This window comes from Pontibacter locisalis (assembly GCF_042684605.1).
Taxonomy (GTDB): Bacteria; Bacteroidota; Bacteroidia; order Cytophagales; family Hymenobacteraceae; genus Pontibacter; species Pontibacter locisalis.
Genome location: NZ_JBHULU010000021.1, coordinates 182,583 through 198,477, shown reverse-complemented (window position 1 = coordinate 198,477; position 15,895 = coordinate 182,583). Strand labels below are relative to the sequence as shown.

Genomic DNA, 15,895 nt, shown 5'->3' with positions numbered 1-15,895 from the left:
GCAGGGCCAGGGAAAAGGTCAGGAAGTAAAAGAGGTTGCCAGCTCCAAACGTAAAGGAAAGCCGGCTAAGGTTGGAGTAGAGGAGAATGCTAAAGCTGATGCAAAAGTAAAAGCTAATACACGTCGTGGCGGTGCTTCCCGTGCTGCTGGTGCTGCTCGTGCAGCGGCAGCTGTAAATGCCAAAGAAGCCGGTGCTGGTGCTGCCTCAACAGTAAAAGGCACTGTGAAAGCAACAGGTAAACCTGTTAAAGCAGCTACAAAAGCCGCTACTGGTCGTCCGGTACAGGTAGGTGGCGCTGTTAAAGTAGGTACTAAGATTAAAGTAGGTAATTAATTAGCTACTTTAATTTTAATTAATCCTTCAGCATTCCGGGCTCTACCCCGGAATGCTGATTTATTTATTTGTATGAAAAAGCTAAAAACATTTAAGTTGCTGCTCGGGCTGTTGCTGGCACCAATCCTACTGTTTGCGGCACCTGCTGAATTAGTAGAGGCTGATACAGCTACCGATTCAGTTAAAGTTAAAGAAGGTTGGTGGACTGTGGGCGCCGAAGTCGCTAACAATTCCTCGTTCTTCGGCCGTAATACCATTACCAGATACCCCTATGCGGCGGCATCTCTTACTTACATACATCGCACAGGAGTATGGGCCTCTGTTACATCCTACCAACTGTTTAATACAGATACTTATATTGATGAAACAGATATCTCTGTAGGTTATAGCTTCAAGATCCGGGATCTTGTGGAGGCCAATCTAAGTTACTCCCGGTTTATATTTGGAGAGAATACCCCGCTCGTTAACGCCTTCACTTCTAATGCTCTTTCTGCAAAAGCAGCTTTGGATTGGGGAATACTTTATACAGGGCTAACGTCAAGTTATGTGTTCGGAGAGAACCACGACCTCTTTGCGGTTTTAGAGAACTCCAGATTTATCCCTCTTAACCCGCTTTGGAGCGGAAAGCACGTCATTGGTTTGGACCCGAAGATAACTATAACAGCAGGCACCCAACGGTTCTATGAGACGCATACCACTACAACTCAAGATAAATCCGGCCTCCCAACTAGTGGTGGCTCAACTGGTAGCGGTCCGATAAGCGGTTCCCCTGTTGGTGGCGTTCTTGACCCGCTGAACCCGGGAGGGAAAAAGAGTCCAAACAATCCAAACACTGGCGGCACCACAACTACCACCACCATAACATCTGATAGTAAGTTCAACGTGATAAACTATGAGCTAAAGATACCAGTGGTTATTTATTTAGGTAACTTTGAGCTGGAGCCGGCTTACAGGTATTCCATTCCGGTAAATAAAATTGAGGGCGATGAATCAAAAGCCCAGTCTTTTTACTCATTTAACATTAGCTACACGTTTTAACCTTCTTTTTACAGAACGATTTCACCCATGCATGTACTAATTGTAGAGGACGAAAAAAGTCTTTCAAAAGAGCTGGAACATTTTCTCACTAAAGAGCACTATCGTTGCGATACAGCTTATACAGGTAATGAAGCCTCTGAAAAAATTGCAGTTAATTTATACGACTTCATACTTCTGGATTTAGGCCTTCCTGATTATCATGGTCTGGATCTGTTAAAGGAGGCCAAGGAACTGGAGCACCAACCTGCTATTATCATTTTAACAGCCCGTGGGGCCGTAGAAGACCGGATTGAAGGACTTGCTCTGGGTGCTGACGATTACCTGCCAAAGCCATTCTCGTTGCTGGAACTGCAGGTACGGATGCAGGCGATCATGCGGCGAAAGTTCAATGTGAAGTCTAATGTCATTTCTTTTCATGGCCTGGAAATAGACAGCACTTCCCGGCGGGTAAGCTACAAAGAAACGGAGTTGTCTCTCACCAAAAAGGAATTTGACCTGCTGCATTACCTTCTGTTGCATAAGAACCGCATACTTACCAGGTTACAGCTAACAGAACATATCTGGGGTAATATTCTTGAAGATGACTACGACTCTAATTATATAGATGTACATATCAAAAACCTCCGGAAAAAGCTGGCAGAGTATGTTCCCAAAGATTGGTTGGAAACAGTACGCGGTGTTGGCTACAGGCTAACATTCTGACATGCGGCTACAGTCAAAGCTTACCCTCTTTAGTGCGGCATCGAAAATCATTATCCTGCTCGTACTGATTCTGATATTACCTCCTTTAGTAAACAGAGTAGCCCTGCACAATACCGATCTGCGCCTGCTTGAGAAGAAAGAAGAGGTGTTCGACATTATTGAAGAAAAAGGAATCACCTCGTTTATCAGTGAGGGAGAAGATGAGATGTACGGCAGCTATAATCTACTGAAAGAGGAGTTTATTTCGATGGAGCCCATTGATACCTCTCAGATAAACAACCGCATTGAGAACACTTACCGTAAAGTTGAAGGTGAAATAGTTGAGTACCGGGTATTAAGCCTGGCTTTTGAAGTAGAAGGAGGTACTTACCTGCTCGAGATCGGCCGCAGTCTGGAGACAATTGTCGAAACAAGTAACACCCTGCAGCGCTACGCCCTGTACTTTTTAGTTGCGGTCGTTCTGATCACAGTTTTCATAGATCTGGCTTTTGTAAAAATTCTTCTGCGCCCGCTAACTCTAATCATTCGGCGGGTGCAGCGCATTGGTCATCCTGATAAATTCAAACCAATCCAAATTCCCACCACAACCAGTGATTTCGTTTACCTGAACGACACCATCAACGGGATGATGGGGCAGATCAAAGATGCATTTCTGAAGGAAAAGGAATTTATAGGGAACGTCTCACATGAACTGCTTACTCCTGTTTCCATACTCCAGACAAGGATGGAAAATCTGCTTACAGATCCGGACTTACCAGAAGACATGCTGGTAAAGGTGGTGGAGAACCAGAAGACGCTCCATCGGCTAAAAAGCATTATACAGGCTCTCCTGCTAATTTCTCGTATTGAAAACGAGCAATACCTTAAGAATGAGTCAGTAAGCCTGGAGGCTCTTGTATTGGATGTAGCAGAAGAAATAGAAGAGCGTATCCAAGCCAGAAAGCTAACCCTGGAGGTTAATATCGCAGATGATAAGGTTGTACAGGGGAATCATTCCTTGCTGTTCACCATGTTATTTAACGTGGTAAATAATGCCATCAAGTATAACAGACCAGGAGGAGCCGTTACCATAGAGGGCAAAACAACTGGGAAAGGTTACCTGCTTAGCGTTACCGATACTGGTGTTGGCATTCCGGAAGAACAGCTACCCTACATTTTTGATCGCTTCAAGCGTCTGCATGCACCTGACAGAGAAAGCCATGGTTTAGGTTTACCAATTGTTGAAACAGTAGCGAACTTCCACAACATTAAAATCACAGTAACTTCTGAGCCAGGCACAGGTACAAAATTTAGCTTTCTCTTCCCTGGTAAATAACCCTATTCACTATACGGCAATATTATAACCGCACTATTTTTTTAACACCTTACAACCCTTTGCATCCGGTTGGGGTCATTTAATTAAAACAGTTAGGAATGTGCTGCTAAAATGGTTGTAATAAAAAATCGTATAGTATGAGAAGGAAATCTTTACCCGCTCACAAACAGCTGCTTGTGCTTTTAATGTTCTTACCAGTACTGCTACTTGGTGCATGTACCGATGACTGTGAAACAACAGTTACTTACACAGTTCAGGAACCTGTGTACATGTTGCGGACTAACCTGAAGAATGCTGTTAAAGTTTCTGTTCCTCAAACACTGGAAGATCCTGGTAAAATCTATGTTAAAGGCAATTATCTTTTTATCAATGAAGTTAACAAAGGGATACATGTCTTCGATAACACCAACCCTGCTGCTCCACGCTCTTTAAGTTTTATTCAGGTACCAGGAAACATTGACATGGCTGTTAAAGGAAACACCCTGTACGCTGACAGCTATATTGATTTGGTTGCCTTAGATATCAGCAATCCAATGGATGTTAAGCTGGTAAAAAGAGTGGAAAATATTTTTCCGGCTTATGGTATGGTTGTAAACGACACCGCAAAAGTTTTCCTTTCAGGATATGTTGAAAAAACGGTTACGCAACCCGTTAGTTCAGACTGTGAAAGTTATTATAACCAGGGTCGACCTGTTTTTACACACGACTCCGGCGGACTCATCAACCGGGGTAGTACAACAGGAGGAAATCCAGGAGCAGCCGGCCAAGGTGGCTCCATGGCGAGATTTACAATTTCAGGAGACTTCCTTTATACTGTTAGCCTCTCCGATCTCCAGGTTTTTAATATCAGCAATACCTCTAACCCTCAGAAAGGGAACAAGATCAACATGGGCTGGGGTATCGAAACTATTTTCCCTTACAACAACAAACTCTTTATCGGATCTGCCACCGGTATGCACATCTATGACAACAGCAATCCTGTGAATCCGGTACACCTCTCCACCTATGCTCATGTAAGAAGCTGTGACCCGGTGGTAGTAGAAGGAGACCTGGCATGGGTTACCTTACGGTCAGGCAATACCTGTCCAGGTGTAACTAATCAACTTGATGTGATCAATATCAGCAATCCCCGAGAGCCTAAGTTGCTTAAATCTTACCCGATGCAGAATCCCCATGGTTTGGGAATAGACCAGTATGCCCTCTTCCTGTGTGAAGGAGAATTTGGACTTAAGGTGTTTGAGGTAAAGGACCACCTAAAGGTAAGTGAGAATCTGAAGAAGCACTTTAAAGATCAGCATGCTTATGATGTAATCCCATTAGGCAATACCTTGCTCCTGATTGGTAAGAACGGCTTGTACCAGTATGATTACAGCAACATAGATCAAATGAAGCTAATAAGTACCATTCCGGTTGTTCGAAAAAATATTTAAATGAGAAAGTTACCCTTAATCTTCCTCCTCTTTTTTCTGGATCATTTTTCTAAGGCACAGTCTCAAAATGAGTATGTTCAGGATGTGCACCCGGATTCCGACAAAGGCTATATGGGTATGATAGAGATTGGCTACCTGTATGGAAAAATGCCTGGCTCAGACCTTGACCGTTCTAGGGCTGCCGCCTCTTTTCAAATTTTCAACGGGTACCGCTTTAACAGATTCTTAGCAGTAGGTGGCACAGTAGGCTTTGATTCTTATGATGATGTCTTGATAACTCCCCTGGCTCTGGGAATCCGGGGAGAGCTAACAGATACTAGAATCAGCCCTATTTATAGCCTTGAGGCAGGTTATGGCTCAGCTAAACTAACTGACACAAACGATCAGTTTGATGCGAGGGGTGGCTGGATGTTTAATCCGGCACTAGGTATAAGAGCGATGTCGGGCAACAAAACTGCTTTCACTTTTACTGTTGGGTATAAAAACCAGCGTGTGGAAACCCTGACATACTTATGGAACTCCCGTACGGAGCAAAAGATCAACTTCAAGCGCTTAACTATTCGAATGGGTTTTACATTTTAACCTGCTGTAACTTTCTTTTTTAACAGGCTGCACAAATTCAGCACAAATTTTGTTGTTTTGTATCATAGAATACAAACAACCCTTATACAACAAAATGAAAAAGTTAGGAAGTCTTTTCTTGCTGTGCCTGTTACTCACTAGCCAGGCTTTTGCCTGGGGCCAAAACGGGCATCGCGCTGTAGGTCTTGTGGCAGAGCAGCACCTGAGCAAAAAAGCAAAGAAAAAAGTTATGCAGCTGCTGGAGGAAAATACTCTGGCAGAAGTATCGGTTTGGATGGATGATATCAAGAGTGACAACGCCTACGACCATACGCACGATTGGCACTGGGTAACTGTTCCGGACGGGCAGACATATGAGGAAGCCGAAAAGAACCCAAACGGAGATATTATCGCTAAAATAGAGGAAGCTACTAAAGTTCTAAAATCTGGAAATTTAAGTAAGAAGGAGGAACAAGAGTATATTAAGTACCTTGTACATCTTGTGGGCGATATTCACCAGCCCCTGCACGTGGGAGGTGGTGATGATCAGGGCGGTAACGCTGTAAAAGTGCAGTGGTTCTATCAGCCTTCTAACCTGCACCGTGTCTGGGACAGTGAAATGATAGACGGTAAGAACCTTAGCTTTACAGAAATCGTGCGCTTTCTGGGTGAACCAACTAAATCTCAGATCAAGCAATGGCAATCTGAAACAGTGAGGGATTGGGCTAAGGAGTCTATGAGCTACCGCGATCAGGTGTATAACCTGCCAGAGGATAAAAAACTAGGTTACCGTTATGCATATGAAAACTATGATACGGTTGAGAAGCGCCTTTTGCAGGCCGGTATTCGTCTGGCCGGTCTTCTAAACGAAATTTACGGTTAGGTTAGATAAGGCTTAAACGAGAAGAGGGTCGTCCTGTTAAAAGGGACGGCCCTCTTCTCGTTTAATAGCCGACTCATAGACTGGCATTTAGAAACAGGATAAACAAAAATGCTCCGGAAAACTTTTTAAACTGATAGTGTAAGCAGGAAGTATAACCTTATGAATAAAATGTAGCAACTATGAAAAAGACAAAACATGACTTTGATTCCTATGAAGAGGAAGCAATATCTACGACCTCACGGGTAGCGGGTGCCATTGGTAAAGGCCTGGTAGCAGGGCTAATAGGCACTGCCGTAATGACGATAGCACAGATGATAGAAATGCAGATAAGTGGCCGGGAGTCCAGCGACACACCTTATAAGGCAGTGAAGAAGATTTTCGGAGTTAAAGCAGAATCAGAAGAAGATAAAGAAACCATAACTAACCTGACCCACATTGCCTATGGCACTTTGTGGGGTGTACCACGTGCTTTACTGGCAGAGTTTGGAGCGGGAGGTGTTGCCGGAACTATAACACATTTCGGAGCAGTATGGGGTACTGAAATTACTATGCTCCCTTCACTGGATATAATGAAGCCTGTAACGGAGTGGAAACCGAAAGGAATTAGTGAAGATGTACTCTTCCATGGAATTTATGCCCTGACCACCGGCTTGGTAGCAGATGCTTTAGTAGAAAGCGAGGAATAGTAACTGCTTAAAAGTTAGCTTTTTACTACCAGTTTACCATTTCGAACAATATAAGAGGTTTGCAATACGCCCTATATTATCTAATTTAGAGCATCTAATCACAAACAAAAACTTAACATGAAAAAAATCAAATCTCTTTTACTGGCTTTCCTGTTTATGGTACCCTTCCTTTATGCATGCGAGGAGAAAACTGATGTTGTAGAGTCTGGCACTTATGCAGGAACTATACAGGAAGTAGAGGCTGACAAGTCGGAAATTTATGTTTTAACTGACGATGGCAAACTTCTGGAGTTATATTTTACTGAAACAACTACCTTGACTCAGGGTAGTGAAGAAGTTGCATTCGACCAGTTGCAAGAAGGTGGTAAAGTAGAAGTAGAGGTAGAAAAGGTAGGCCAGCGCCTGGACCCGATCGCTGTACGAATAGTAGAGTAGCATGACTGACCTGACCTCCTGGCGAACAGAGGTTTGGCATCCTCTTTTTGTTCATTTCCCTATTGCCATTCTTTTGTTTGCCACTGTTGTAAAGGTTTTATCTTTAATTATCAAGCCGCCCAATGCCTTCTTCTGGCAACGGGCGGCTTCGTTAATGCTTTATGTAGGCGTTGTCTTTGCCTGGATTAGCCTATACACCGGTGACCTGGCAGACGGTTATGTATCAAGAAACCTTTGCGACCCTACTATACTTAAAGACCACGAGATTTCAGCTTACTACCTGAACTATCTTTTTTCGGCTGCTGCAGTACTTAATCTGGGTCTGCAAACAGAGCTTATCAAATTTCTCCCCAGACTGTTACACCTGCTAGTAGCCCTGGTCATGGTTACCGGAACTTATTTCCTGATACTGACTGGCCATTCCGGTGCGCAGGTGGTATACGAACAAGCCGGAGGGGTTAATGTTCCCTCTGAAGATTGCGCTGGATTCTGACTTCTTCTATCAAAAAAAGCACACGATAACACGTGTGTTTTTTTTTTAATGCCCCTCTTCCCTCTTTCATACTAACTATTCCTGCCTTTATTCACAAAATATACAGCTAATGTTATTATTTTATTATCCATATATAGATATTAAAATACTTTCTGTTATTTCGTTTGCTTTATCTCCCTTAAAACAAATAAAAGAATGAAAAACAATTACTTGCTTAAATGGCTTTTTATCTTTTCAGCCCTTGTTAGTTTTACTGCATGTGAGCCTGAACAAGACAAAGTTCAGCCTAACTTCTCCTTATCTAACAGTCAGAATCAGACTGCCGCCGCTACACTTTTTGAGGAAAATTTTGAAACGGCTACTAAAACCAGTTATGCCGCCGCTTCTGTTAACTTCTCTAACGGACCCTGGTACTTTGAAGAAGCGCTGCTGGGAAACACCTCCTCCGATAGCAAAAATGGCCTACAATCTGCACGCCTCCGTAACAGCGGAAAATTAACAATGGAGTTTGACCTGCCTGATGGAGCAAAGTCTATATCCCTTAACTACGCCAAATACGGGAGAGACAAGAATTCGGAGTTCGAGGTATACTACTCCACCAACAGCGGTACAAGCTGGACTTTAGCAGGACCGCGAACCACAGTAAGCAAAACGGCCCTTAATGCAGTAACTTTCGCATTAAATGTACAGGGCCCTGTCCGTTTTGAAGTGCGCAAGGTAGATGGTACCAGCAACAGGGTAAACATTGATGACATTGTTGTAGAGTCTAACCCTGCTCCCGCCCCTGGCACCACAGGTGATATAGTTGAAGATTACGAAGGTGGTTCTAAAGGGAGCTACACTGCCGGTTCGGTAACCATGGCAACAGGTAACTGGATGCTCAATGAAGCATTGCTTGGCACATTGGACACTGACAGAAAAACAGGCGCTAAGTCAGTACGCATCCGTGACCTTGGCACCCTTGATATGGAGTTTGATGTACAGGGAGCTCAATCAGTTTACATTAGTCATGCCGTATACGGCAGCGACGGTTCCAGTACCTGGGAGCTGCAGGCATCAACCGATGGCGGCTCAAACTGGTCTAAAGTAGGTAACACCGTAACGTCATCCTCTATCAACCTCGAAACTATAAGCTTTAGCGTTAACTATACTTCCGGAGTACGTTTTCGTGTTGTAAAGCTGAGCGGAACAGGCAACAGGATCAACATCGATGATTTTAAAATTAGTGGAACCTCCACAAGTACAGGTGGCGGTGACACAGGTGGTGGTGATACTGGAGGCGGAAGCACTGGCGGCGGTGATGGCAGCACTCTTGGAGAGGTGCATTTAGCTATGGGTAATCCTTCAAATGCTATCACAGATGTAAACCAGCCCAATAACTACCTGCTTCGCAAAGAAGAATGGGTTATTTCTTATAGCCGCGACAAAGGAACTGCCAACTGGGTAAGCTGGCATTTGGATGAGGCGTGGTTAGGAAGCACTCCACGCCAGGATGATTTCAGGGCTGATGTAACCCTTCCTGCTGGCTGGTACCAGGTTAGCGCAACAGACTATTCCTACAGCGGCTTCGACAGAGGACACATGTGCCCGTCAGCAGACCGGACACTTTCTGTAGATGACAATTCCAACACTTTCCTGATGACCAACATGGTACCTCAGGCACCGAATAACAACCGTATTGGCTGGGCAAGCCTGGAGAGCTACTGCCGGTCGCTGCTATCTGGTGGTTATGAAATTTATATCATCTCAGGTGGATATGGTATAGGTGGAACAGGTTCTAACGGTTATGCTACTACCCTTGCTAATGGTAAAATAACCGTTCCGTCTAACACCTGGAAAGTTGTTGTTATCATACCCGATGGAGATAACGATGCAGCCAGGGTTACAGCCAACACACGCGTCATAGCGATTGACATGCCAAACGATCAATCTGTTTCCTCTGACTGGAGGCAGTACAGAACTTCAGTTGATGCATTAGAAGCAAAAACGGGGTATGACCTGCTGAGCATGGTGGCTGACAATGTGGAGAGTATAATTGAGGCATCCGTAGATACACAGTAGTTCTAACATTAAATAAATCAGAGATAAAGCAAACAGGCACGCTCTTATGGGAGCGTGCCTGTTTTATTCTTACCTTTACTATAAAATCAGTCTAATATATGAAATCCCTGAGCACCCATTGGCTCATTTTTTGCTGATTTCATTTCCGTTGCACCAAAACTTTCACTTTTGCGTTTGTAAGCAGCGTGGCTATTTTCCCCACGTTAGTAAACAGGTACCTGACAAACATGAGGCGTACGCTGAAAAAGATCATCAAATTTTTTATTACCAGAATATTTGTACCGGTTGTGCGCTTCCTGCATACCGAATTTTCGGTTTTCTTTCAGAGCCAGAAGCCAAAGCTTACCCGTGCTTACTGGAAAGAAAAATGGATATACTGGCAGGAGAGCCACCATCGCTCCGACTATAAATTCCTTTTAAGGGGCTTTTATAAGCTGGCGCTTACAGGGCTTCTGGCGTTTGTGCTCTTTTACCTCTCCGTCTATATGGGCTTCTGGGGGGACATTCCTTCCAGGCGTGAACTGAGAGGAATTCAAAACAACACGGCTTCAGAAGTTTATTCTGCTGATGGCATACTGCTGGGTCGATATTATATTCAGGACCGCACCAACATCAAATTTGATAAAATGTCACCTGCTGCTGTCAAGGCCCTTATTGCCACAGAAGATGCTCGTTTCTACGACCACAGAGGTGTAGACGTACGCAGTGTGGGCAGGGTACTGGTTAAGTCGTTGCTGATGCAGAATGAGAGCTCAGGAGGCGGCAGTACCTTAAGCCAGCAGTTAGCGAAGAACCTTTTCCCGCGCAAAGACCACTGGTTCTGGGATATGCCGGCAAATAAGCTTCGGGAGATAATCATTGCCCAGAAGCTAGAAGCCGTGTATTCAAAAGAAGAAATCCTGGAGCTGTACCTGAACACAGTTCCTATGGGTGGAAACCTGTATGGCATTGAACGTGCTTCCCGACGCTTCTTCAATACATCTGCTGACTCTCTTAAAACTGAGGAAGCCGCTGTTTTGATAGGTATGCTAAAGGCTACCACTACCTATAATCCGCGGCTGGACCTGGAGCGTTCTACCAAAAGACGTAATGTGGTTTTAGGGCAAATGGCAAAGTATAACTACGTGTCAGCTGCACAGGCAGATTCTCTGAAGCAACTGCCCCTTAAACTCAACTATAACTACACTACCCACAACGATGGGCTGGCACCCTATTTTCGGGAACATTTAAGGCAGGAGCTCATGCTGTGGGCTGCCAGCAAAAAGAAGAAGAACGGAGATCCTTATAATCTCTACACCGATGGCCTGAAGATTTACACCACCATTGATGCCGGCATGCAACGCCATGCGGAGGCAAGTATTCGTAAGCGTATGGCAGTTTTGCAGAAGCAGTTTGATGCACACTGGCGGGGGCGCTCTCCGTGGGGCCGTAACTCAGATGTGATACAGGTAGCAATGCACAGGTCTGACCGCTATAGAAAGATGCAGGAAGCTGGTAAGTCAGAGGCTGAAATAAAAGCAGCTTTCAGCACTCCTGTGCCTATGCAGGTTTACGGATGGAATGGGAGCGATAAGAAAACCATGAGCCCATTGGATTCAGTGGCTTATTACCAGCGGTTCCTTAATACCGGGCTGTTTGCAGTTGAGCCTCACTCGGGCTTTGTCCGGGCATGGGTGGGCGGTATCAATCACCATGTATTCAAATATGATCATGTAAAAGCAAAACGGCAGGTGGGTTCTACTTTTAAACCTGTCCTGTATGCTGCAGCCCTGGAAAAAGGCCTGAAGCCTTGTGATTATTTTCCAAATGAACGGGTAACTTATACCGAGTACCAAGACTGGTCGCCAAGAAATGCAAATGAGCAATACGGTGGCGAATACACTATGCGTGGGGCGCTTGCCCATTCCGTGAATACCATTTCTGCACAGCTTATGATGAAAACAGGAGTTGGAAGAACAGTAGACATGGCGCATCGGTTAGGTATAAATTCAGAGCTGCCGGAAGTACCTTCCCTGGCACTGGGCACTGCAAACCTTTCGCTGCAGGAAATGGTAACCGCCTATGCTACCTTTGCTAACCGGGGTTATCGGGTGGATCCGGTTTACATTACTAAAATCACCGACCGTAATGGAAAGATACTGCGTGAGCATCAGGACGGAGCAAACGCAAAAAAAGTGTTGTCTGATGAGACGGCCGCTATTATGCTACACCTGATGCAAGGAGTGGTGGAAGAAGGCAGTGCCGTGAAACTGCGCTCACAATACGGCCTTAAGATGGATATTGCCGGCAAGACCGGCACTACACAAGATCATGCTGACGGTTGGTTTATTGGCATCACCCCCAAATTAGTGACAGGCGTTTGGGTTGGTGGAGAGAGCCCGGAAGTGCGGTTTCGCACGCTCCAGTTAGGCCAGGGATCTTATACAGCACTTCCAATCTGGGGTGAGTTCAACCGAAAGGTTGCCATTGACCCGGCTTATAAGGGTTATTACTATGCTCGTTTTGATCCACTTCCATCCCACCTGCAAGCTAGTCTGAACTGCCCTTCTTACCGGGCTGAGCCGCCTCAGGAAAACTTTCTGGAACGTGTTTTTAATACCGTAACTGAAAAAGTGGGTCAAAGTTATGAGGACTGGAAGGAGAAATGGAAAAAACGGCGTGAAGAGAAAAAGCGTGACAGGAAAAGGAAGAAAGACAGAGACTAGATTGGTTTATGCAAAGAAGCTACTGTGTTGATACAGTAGCTTCTTTGTTTATGGCTTTATTAGTTCTGGCTTTTCTCTAAAGCATCGTAAACGACCTGTAGCACGTTAGTACGGGTATTCAGCTTGCTGAGTGTTGCGTTTTCGCGGGTGGGATTTACACGGTTAGAAAGGAACACATAAACCAGCTTGTTCACCGGATCCACCCAGGCGTAGGTGCCCGTGAAGCCAGAGTGTCCAAAGCTTTCAGCCGGGGCGGACGGGGCAGCGTTGCTGTTCTGAGCGCCTGGCTTGGCCGGCCTATCAAAGCCCAGTGCGCGATAGTTGCCCTCTTCGCAGAACTGGCACTTGCTGAACGCACTCACGGTGTTACCACCGATGTAGGTCCTGCCGCCGTAGGAGCCATCCTGCAGGTAGAGCTGCATCAGCTTAGCCACATCGTTGGCCGTGCCGAAGAGGCCCGCGTGGCCGCTTACCCCACCCAGCATGGCAGCCCCCTCGTCATGTACGGTGCCATGCAACAGTTGCCGGCGAAAGTGCGGCTCATACTCCGTGGGAACAATACGGGATAGCGGGTAGCGCAAGTAAGGATTAAAGGTTAATGTAGAGGCGCCGATGGGCCTGTAAATATTCTCCTTGAGATACTCCTCAAATTCCTGACCGGTGATGGCCTCCACTACCTTCGGTGCCAGAATAAAGGAAAGGTCACTGTACACATAACCCGGCTTCTCGTTCAAAGGAGACTCCATGATTTGCCTGTAAATTTTCCCAGCGTATTTTCTGTGCATGTAGAGGTTATCAGCCACTTTGATCGGGAACCTACGGGAGGGTTCATCCTTAAAAGTGCGCCATCTGAACCTGCCGTTCTTTTTTACTGTCTCCTTCCAAAAAGGAATCCACGCTTGCAGGCCAGCCTGGTGGGTAAGAATATCACGGTACAAGAGTCCTTCCTTGTTAGAACCCCGCGCCATAGGCAAATAAGTACCAAGTGTTTTATTCTCATCAAAGCGACCTTCACTTTTCAGTTTCATCAAAGCTGCCAGGGAGGTAGAGATCTTCGTCACAGAAGCCAGGTCGTAGAGGTCCGTGTTCAGCACCGGCGTCTGGTTATCATAAGTATGGTAACCATATGATTTCTGATAGATCACTTTACCATCCTTTGCCACCAGCACCTGTGCTCCTGGGGTGGCCTTCTCAGCAATGGCCTGCCTTACAAGTGAGTCTATTCCGGCCAGGTCCTGCGTTCGCAAGCCCACCGCCTCTGGCATCGAATAAGCTAATCGTAAACTTCCCTGGGTGGTAAGGCCATCTCCCAGGCGGAAGGCACTGTTTACTGTAACGGGTAGCTTCCCGTTCGCACCTACCCCACCGAAGATAATCTGCGAAGCCATATCCTGCGTTAAAGGCGTCTCCTGGTAGGCAGCAATGACGGCATCTGCCTTATCCAGGCTCTCAAACTCTGCCAGGCTATAGACATTACCAAAGATGCTCACTATGGTTGGTTTAGAACGGATCAGGTCCTTCAAAAAAAGATTCATCTCTGCTGTTACCCCGAAGTTGCTGCTGCCTGCTTTCAGGTTCAGTCTGTGTACGCCTGCAACTACTAAGTCATAATCCTGCAACTTCTGCTTCAGCTCTAACAGCTCAGAAATGGAAGTAGTTGGAGTCAGGAAAAAGGTATCAACCTCTGTATACCTTGCCAGGCCCCGTTGAAATTCCGTTTCCTTATCTGTGCCGATGGCCAGTGCAGCAATTCTTTTGTCCTCCAATGACTTTAGTGGCAGTATGTTCTGCTTGTTGCGGAGCAGTGTAAGCGAAGCTTCCACCAATTGGCGATTCAGGTACTGAGCGTATGGATTGTTCAAGTCCTCTATCAAATGTTCCGTTTCTATTGGCTCCCAGTTATCCAGGCCAACCCATTGTTTCGCAGCCAACACTTTACGAACACGTTTGTCAATTTCTTCCTGTGTAATCTCCCCGTTGGCAATTGCTTTTTTCACTTCCTCTATCGTGGTTTTCACATCCATGGTGTTGAGCAACACATCGTTCCCTGCCAACAAAGCTTTTACATCCACTACGCCCGGAGGATAAAATTTAGCAACTCCCTGCATGTTCAGGGCATCGGTAAACACAAGTCCCTTGTAGTTCAACTCCTTCTTCAGGAGATCATTTACAATTGGGGCTGATAAAGTAGAAGCCAGGTTTGGCGTGTTGTCCAGCACCGGGATGTTCATGTGCGCTACCATAAGGCTACCCAAGCCGCTATCCATTAATTCCCGAAATGGATACAGTTCTACCGAATCGAGTCTGATTCTGGAGAAATTAATTATTGGTAGCCCCAGGTGCGAGTCAACATCGGTATCACCATGCCCCGGAAAATGTTTTGCATTTGCTAACACACGATGGTCTTGCATGCCATGCATATAGGCCAGCGCTTTTCGGGTAACATTATACTTGTCCTCGCCAAAAGAGCGGAATCCGATCACCGGGTTGTTGGCGTTGTTGTTAATATCTACGACAGGGGCAAAATTGACATGCACACCAAGCCGTTTGCATTGCCTGGCAATCTCCTCTCCCATGTTATATATCAGGCGTAAATCATCGATCCCTCCTAAAGCCATCTGGTAGGGGAACTTGATGGTGCTGTCCAGGCGCATGGCAAGTCCCCACTCGGCATCGATGCTCACCATCAGGGGCACCTTCGACTCTGCCTGATAGCGGTTGGTCATCTTGGCCTGCCGTACCGGCCCTCCCTGGAAGAAGATCAGGCCGCCCACTTTGTAGGTCCGAATGATGTTGCTGATCGAGTCAATGTGGGCCTGGTCCTTGTTGGAGTACACCGGGATCATGATCAGCTGCGCGATACGCTCCTCCGGCGTCAGCGTGTTGAAAACAGAGTCCACCCAGGGAGATTGCAGGTCATCCAGGAATCCAGGTTTTATGTCCGGAGCTTCGGCTTTAGGTTTAGGGGTTTGATGTAGTGAAGCAGATTTCTTTTGTGCCTGTACCTGCCAGGAAGTAAGTAAAACCAACAACAGAAAAGCTACAGGTATAATATGATTATTCTTCAAAATAGTGGAGAGTTGATTAACAGAAGTTTAAACGCAAATTTTTGATACAAAGTCAATTTCAATGTAAGCCTCACATGATTTTGACACATTAGATAAGAATAATATTTCAGGCTGGTTAAGTAACGCTTTTCGCAGAAAACACTACATTTATGGTCTAGTTATTGTACTTATAAACGAGAAACCA

Annotated in this window: 13 protein-coding genes; 12 read left to right on the top strand and 1 reads right to left on the bottom strand. The window is 45.6% G+C overall.

Translation table 11 applies throughout. From position 1 onward, the window contains the following. The 12 genes from ACFSRY_RS14880 to ACFSRY_RS14825 form a co-directional block, all read left to right on the top strand. Positions 1–334, top strand: a 334-nt coding sequence (locus tag ACFSRY_RS14880; protein WP_377509305.1) for a hypothetical protein, incomplete at its 5' end; no start/stop codon positions are given. 72 nt (positions 335–406) lie between these two features. Next, a complete protein-coding gene (locus ACFSRY_RS14875; RefSeq protein ID WP_377509302.1) occupies positions 407–1,372 on the top strand; it encodes a hypothetical protein in 966 nt (321 codons plus the stop codon). Positions 1,373–1,399: 27 nt separating this feature from the next. Continuing rightward, positions 1,400–2,074, top strand: a complete 675-nt coding sequence (locus tag ACFSRY_RS14870; protein ID WP_377509299.1) for a response regulator transcription factor — start codon at positions 1,400–1,402, stop codon at positions 2,072–2,074. Position 2,075: 1 nt separating this feature from the next. Further along, positions 2,076–3,389 (top strand): sensor histidine kinase, encoded by a 1,314-nt coding sequence (locus ACFSRY_RS14865; RefSeq protein ID WP_377509296.1) that lies wholly within the window; start codon positions 2,076–2,078, stop codon positions 3,387–3,389. A gap of 137 nt (positions 3,390–3,526) precedes the next feature. Continuing rightward, positions 3,527–4,819, top strand: a complete 1,293-nt coding sequence (locus tag ACFSRY_RS14860) for an LVIVD repeat-containing protein (RefSeq protein WP_377509293.1) — start codon at positions 3,527–3,529, stop codon at positions 4,817–4,819. Then, complete coding sequence (locus ACFSRY_RS14855) at positions 4,820–5,401, top strand: hypothetical protein (protein ID WP_377509290.1); 582 nt, start codon at positions 4,820–4,822, stop codon at positions 5,399–5,401. It begins immediately after the preceding gene. A gap of 94 nt (positions 5,402–5,495) precedes the next feature. Next, the gene (locus ACFSRY_RS14850; RefSeq protein WP_377509287.1) at positions 5,496–6,263 is read left to right on the top strand and encodes a S1/P1 nuclease; all 768 of its coding nucleotides are present in this window, start codon (positions 5,496–5,498) and stop codon (positions 6,261–6,263) included. A 179-nt stretch (positions 6,264–6,442) separates the two neighbouring features. Next, positions 6,443–6,949 carry a hypothetical protein gene (locus tag ACFSRY_RS14845; RefSeq protein WP_377509283.1) on the top strand — a complete coding sequence of 169 codons (507 nt, stop codon included), beginning with the start codon at positions 6,443–6,445 and terminating at the stop codon, positions 6,947–6,949. Between the two features lie 117 nt (positions 6,950–7,066). Next, on the top strand, positions 7,067–7,384 hold the full coding sequence (locus tag ACFSRY_RS14840) for a hypothetical protein (protein ID WP_377509280.1): 318 nt from the start codon (positions 7,067–7,069) through the stop codon (positions 7,382–7,384). Position 7,385: 1 nt separating this feature from the next. Beyond that, entirely contained in the window at positions 7,386–7,877 is a 492-nt protein-coding gene (locus tag ACFSRY_RS14835) for a DUF2231 domain-containing protein (protein WP_377509277.1), read from the top strand. 195 nt (positions 7,878–8,072) lie between these two features. After that, a complete protein-coding gene (locus ACFSRY_RS14830) occupies positions 8,073–9,938 on the top strand; it encodes a DNA/RNA non-specific endonuclease (RefSeq protein WP_377509274.1) in 1,866 nt (621 codons plus the stop codon). 227 nt (positions 9,939–10,165) lie between these two features. Further along, positions 10,166–12,643, top strand: coding sequence for a penicillin-binding protein 1A (locus ACFSRY_RS14825; RefSeq protein ID WP_377509271.1), 2,478 nt, complete (start codon positions 10,166–10,168; stop codon positions 12,641–12,643). A 59-nt stretch (positions 12,644–12,702) separates the two neighbouring features. Here the strand turns inward: ACFSRY_RS14825 and ACFSRY_RS14820 are convergent, their stop codons facing one another. Further along, positions 12,703–15,582: a glycoside hydrolase family 3 N-terminal domain-containing protein gene (locus tag ACFSRY_RS14820; RefSeq protein ID WP_377511214.1), complete on the bottom strand. Its 2,880-nt coding sequence runs from the start codon at positions 15,580–15,582 to the stop codon at positions 12,703–12,705. Between the last annotated feature and the right edge of the window lie 313 nt (positions 15,583–15,895).

Bases quoted from the DNA above. Each gene is read 5' to 3' on its own strand.
- ACFSRY_RS14835 (WP_377509277.1), top strand. From the start codon at position 7,386: ATGACTGACCTGACCTCCTGGCGAACAGAGGTTTGGCATCCTCTTTTT.
- ACFSRY_RS14845 (WP_377509283.1), top strand. From the start codon at position 6,443: ATGAAAAAGACAAAACATGACTTTGATTCCTATGAAGAGGAAGCAATA.
- ACFSRY_RS14870 (WP_377509299.1), top strand. From the start codon at position 1,400: ATGCATGTACTAATTGTAGAGGACGAAAAAAGTCTTTCAAAAGAGCTG.
- ACFSRY_RS14865 (WP_377509296.1), top strand. From the start codon at position 2,076: ATGCGGCTACAGTCAAAGCTTACCCTCTTTAGTGCGGCATCGAAAATC.
- ACFSRY_RS14830 (WP_377509274.1), top strand. From the start codon at position 8,073: ATGAAAAACAATTACTTGCTTAAATGGCTTTTTATCTTTTCAGCCCTT.
- ACFSRY_RS14850 (WP_377509287.1), top strand. From the start codon at position 5,496: ATGAAAAAGTTAGGAAGTCTTTTCTTGCTGTGCCTGTTACTCACTAGC.
- ACFSRY_RS14855 (WP_377509290.1), top strand. From the start codon at position 4,820: ATGAGAAAGTTACCCTTAATCTTCCTCCTCTTTTTTCTGGATCATTTT.
- ACFSRY_RS14860 (WP_377509293.1), top strand. From the start codon at position 3,527: ATGAGAAGGAAATCTTTACCCGCTCACAAACAGCTGCTTGTGCTTTTA.
- ACFSRY_RS14825 (WP_377509271.1), top strand. From the start codon at position 10,166: ATGAGGCGTACGCTGAAAAAGATCATCAAATTTTTTATTACCAGAATA.
- ACFSRY_RS14840 (WP_377509280.1), top strand. From the start codon at position 7,067: ATGAAAAAAATCAAATCTCTTTTACTGGCTTTCCTGTTTATGGTACCC.
- ACFSRY_RS14875 (WP_377509302.1), top strand. From the start codon at position 407: ATGAAAAAGCTAAAAACATTTAAGTTGCTGCTCGGGCTGTTGCTGGCA.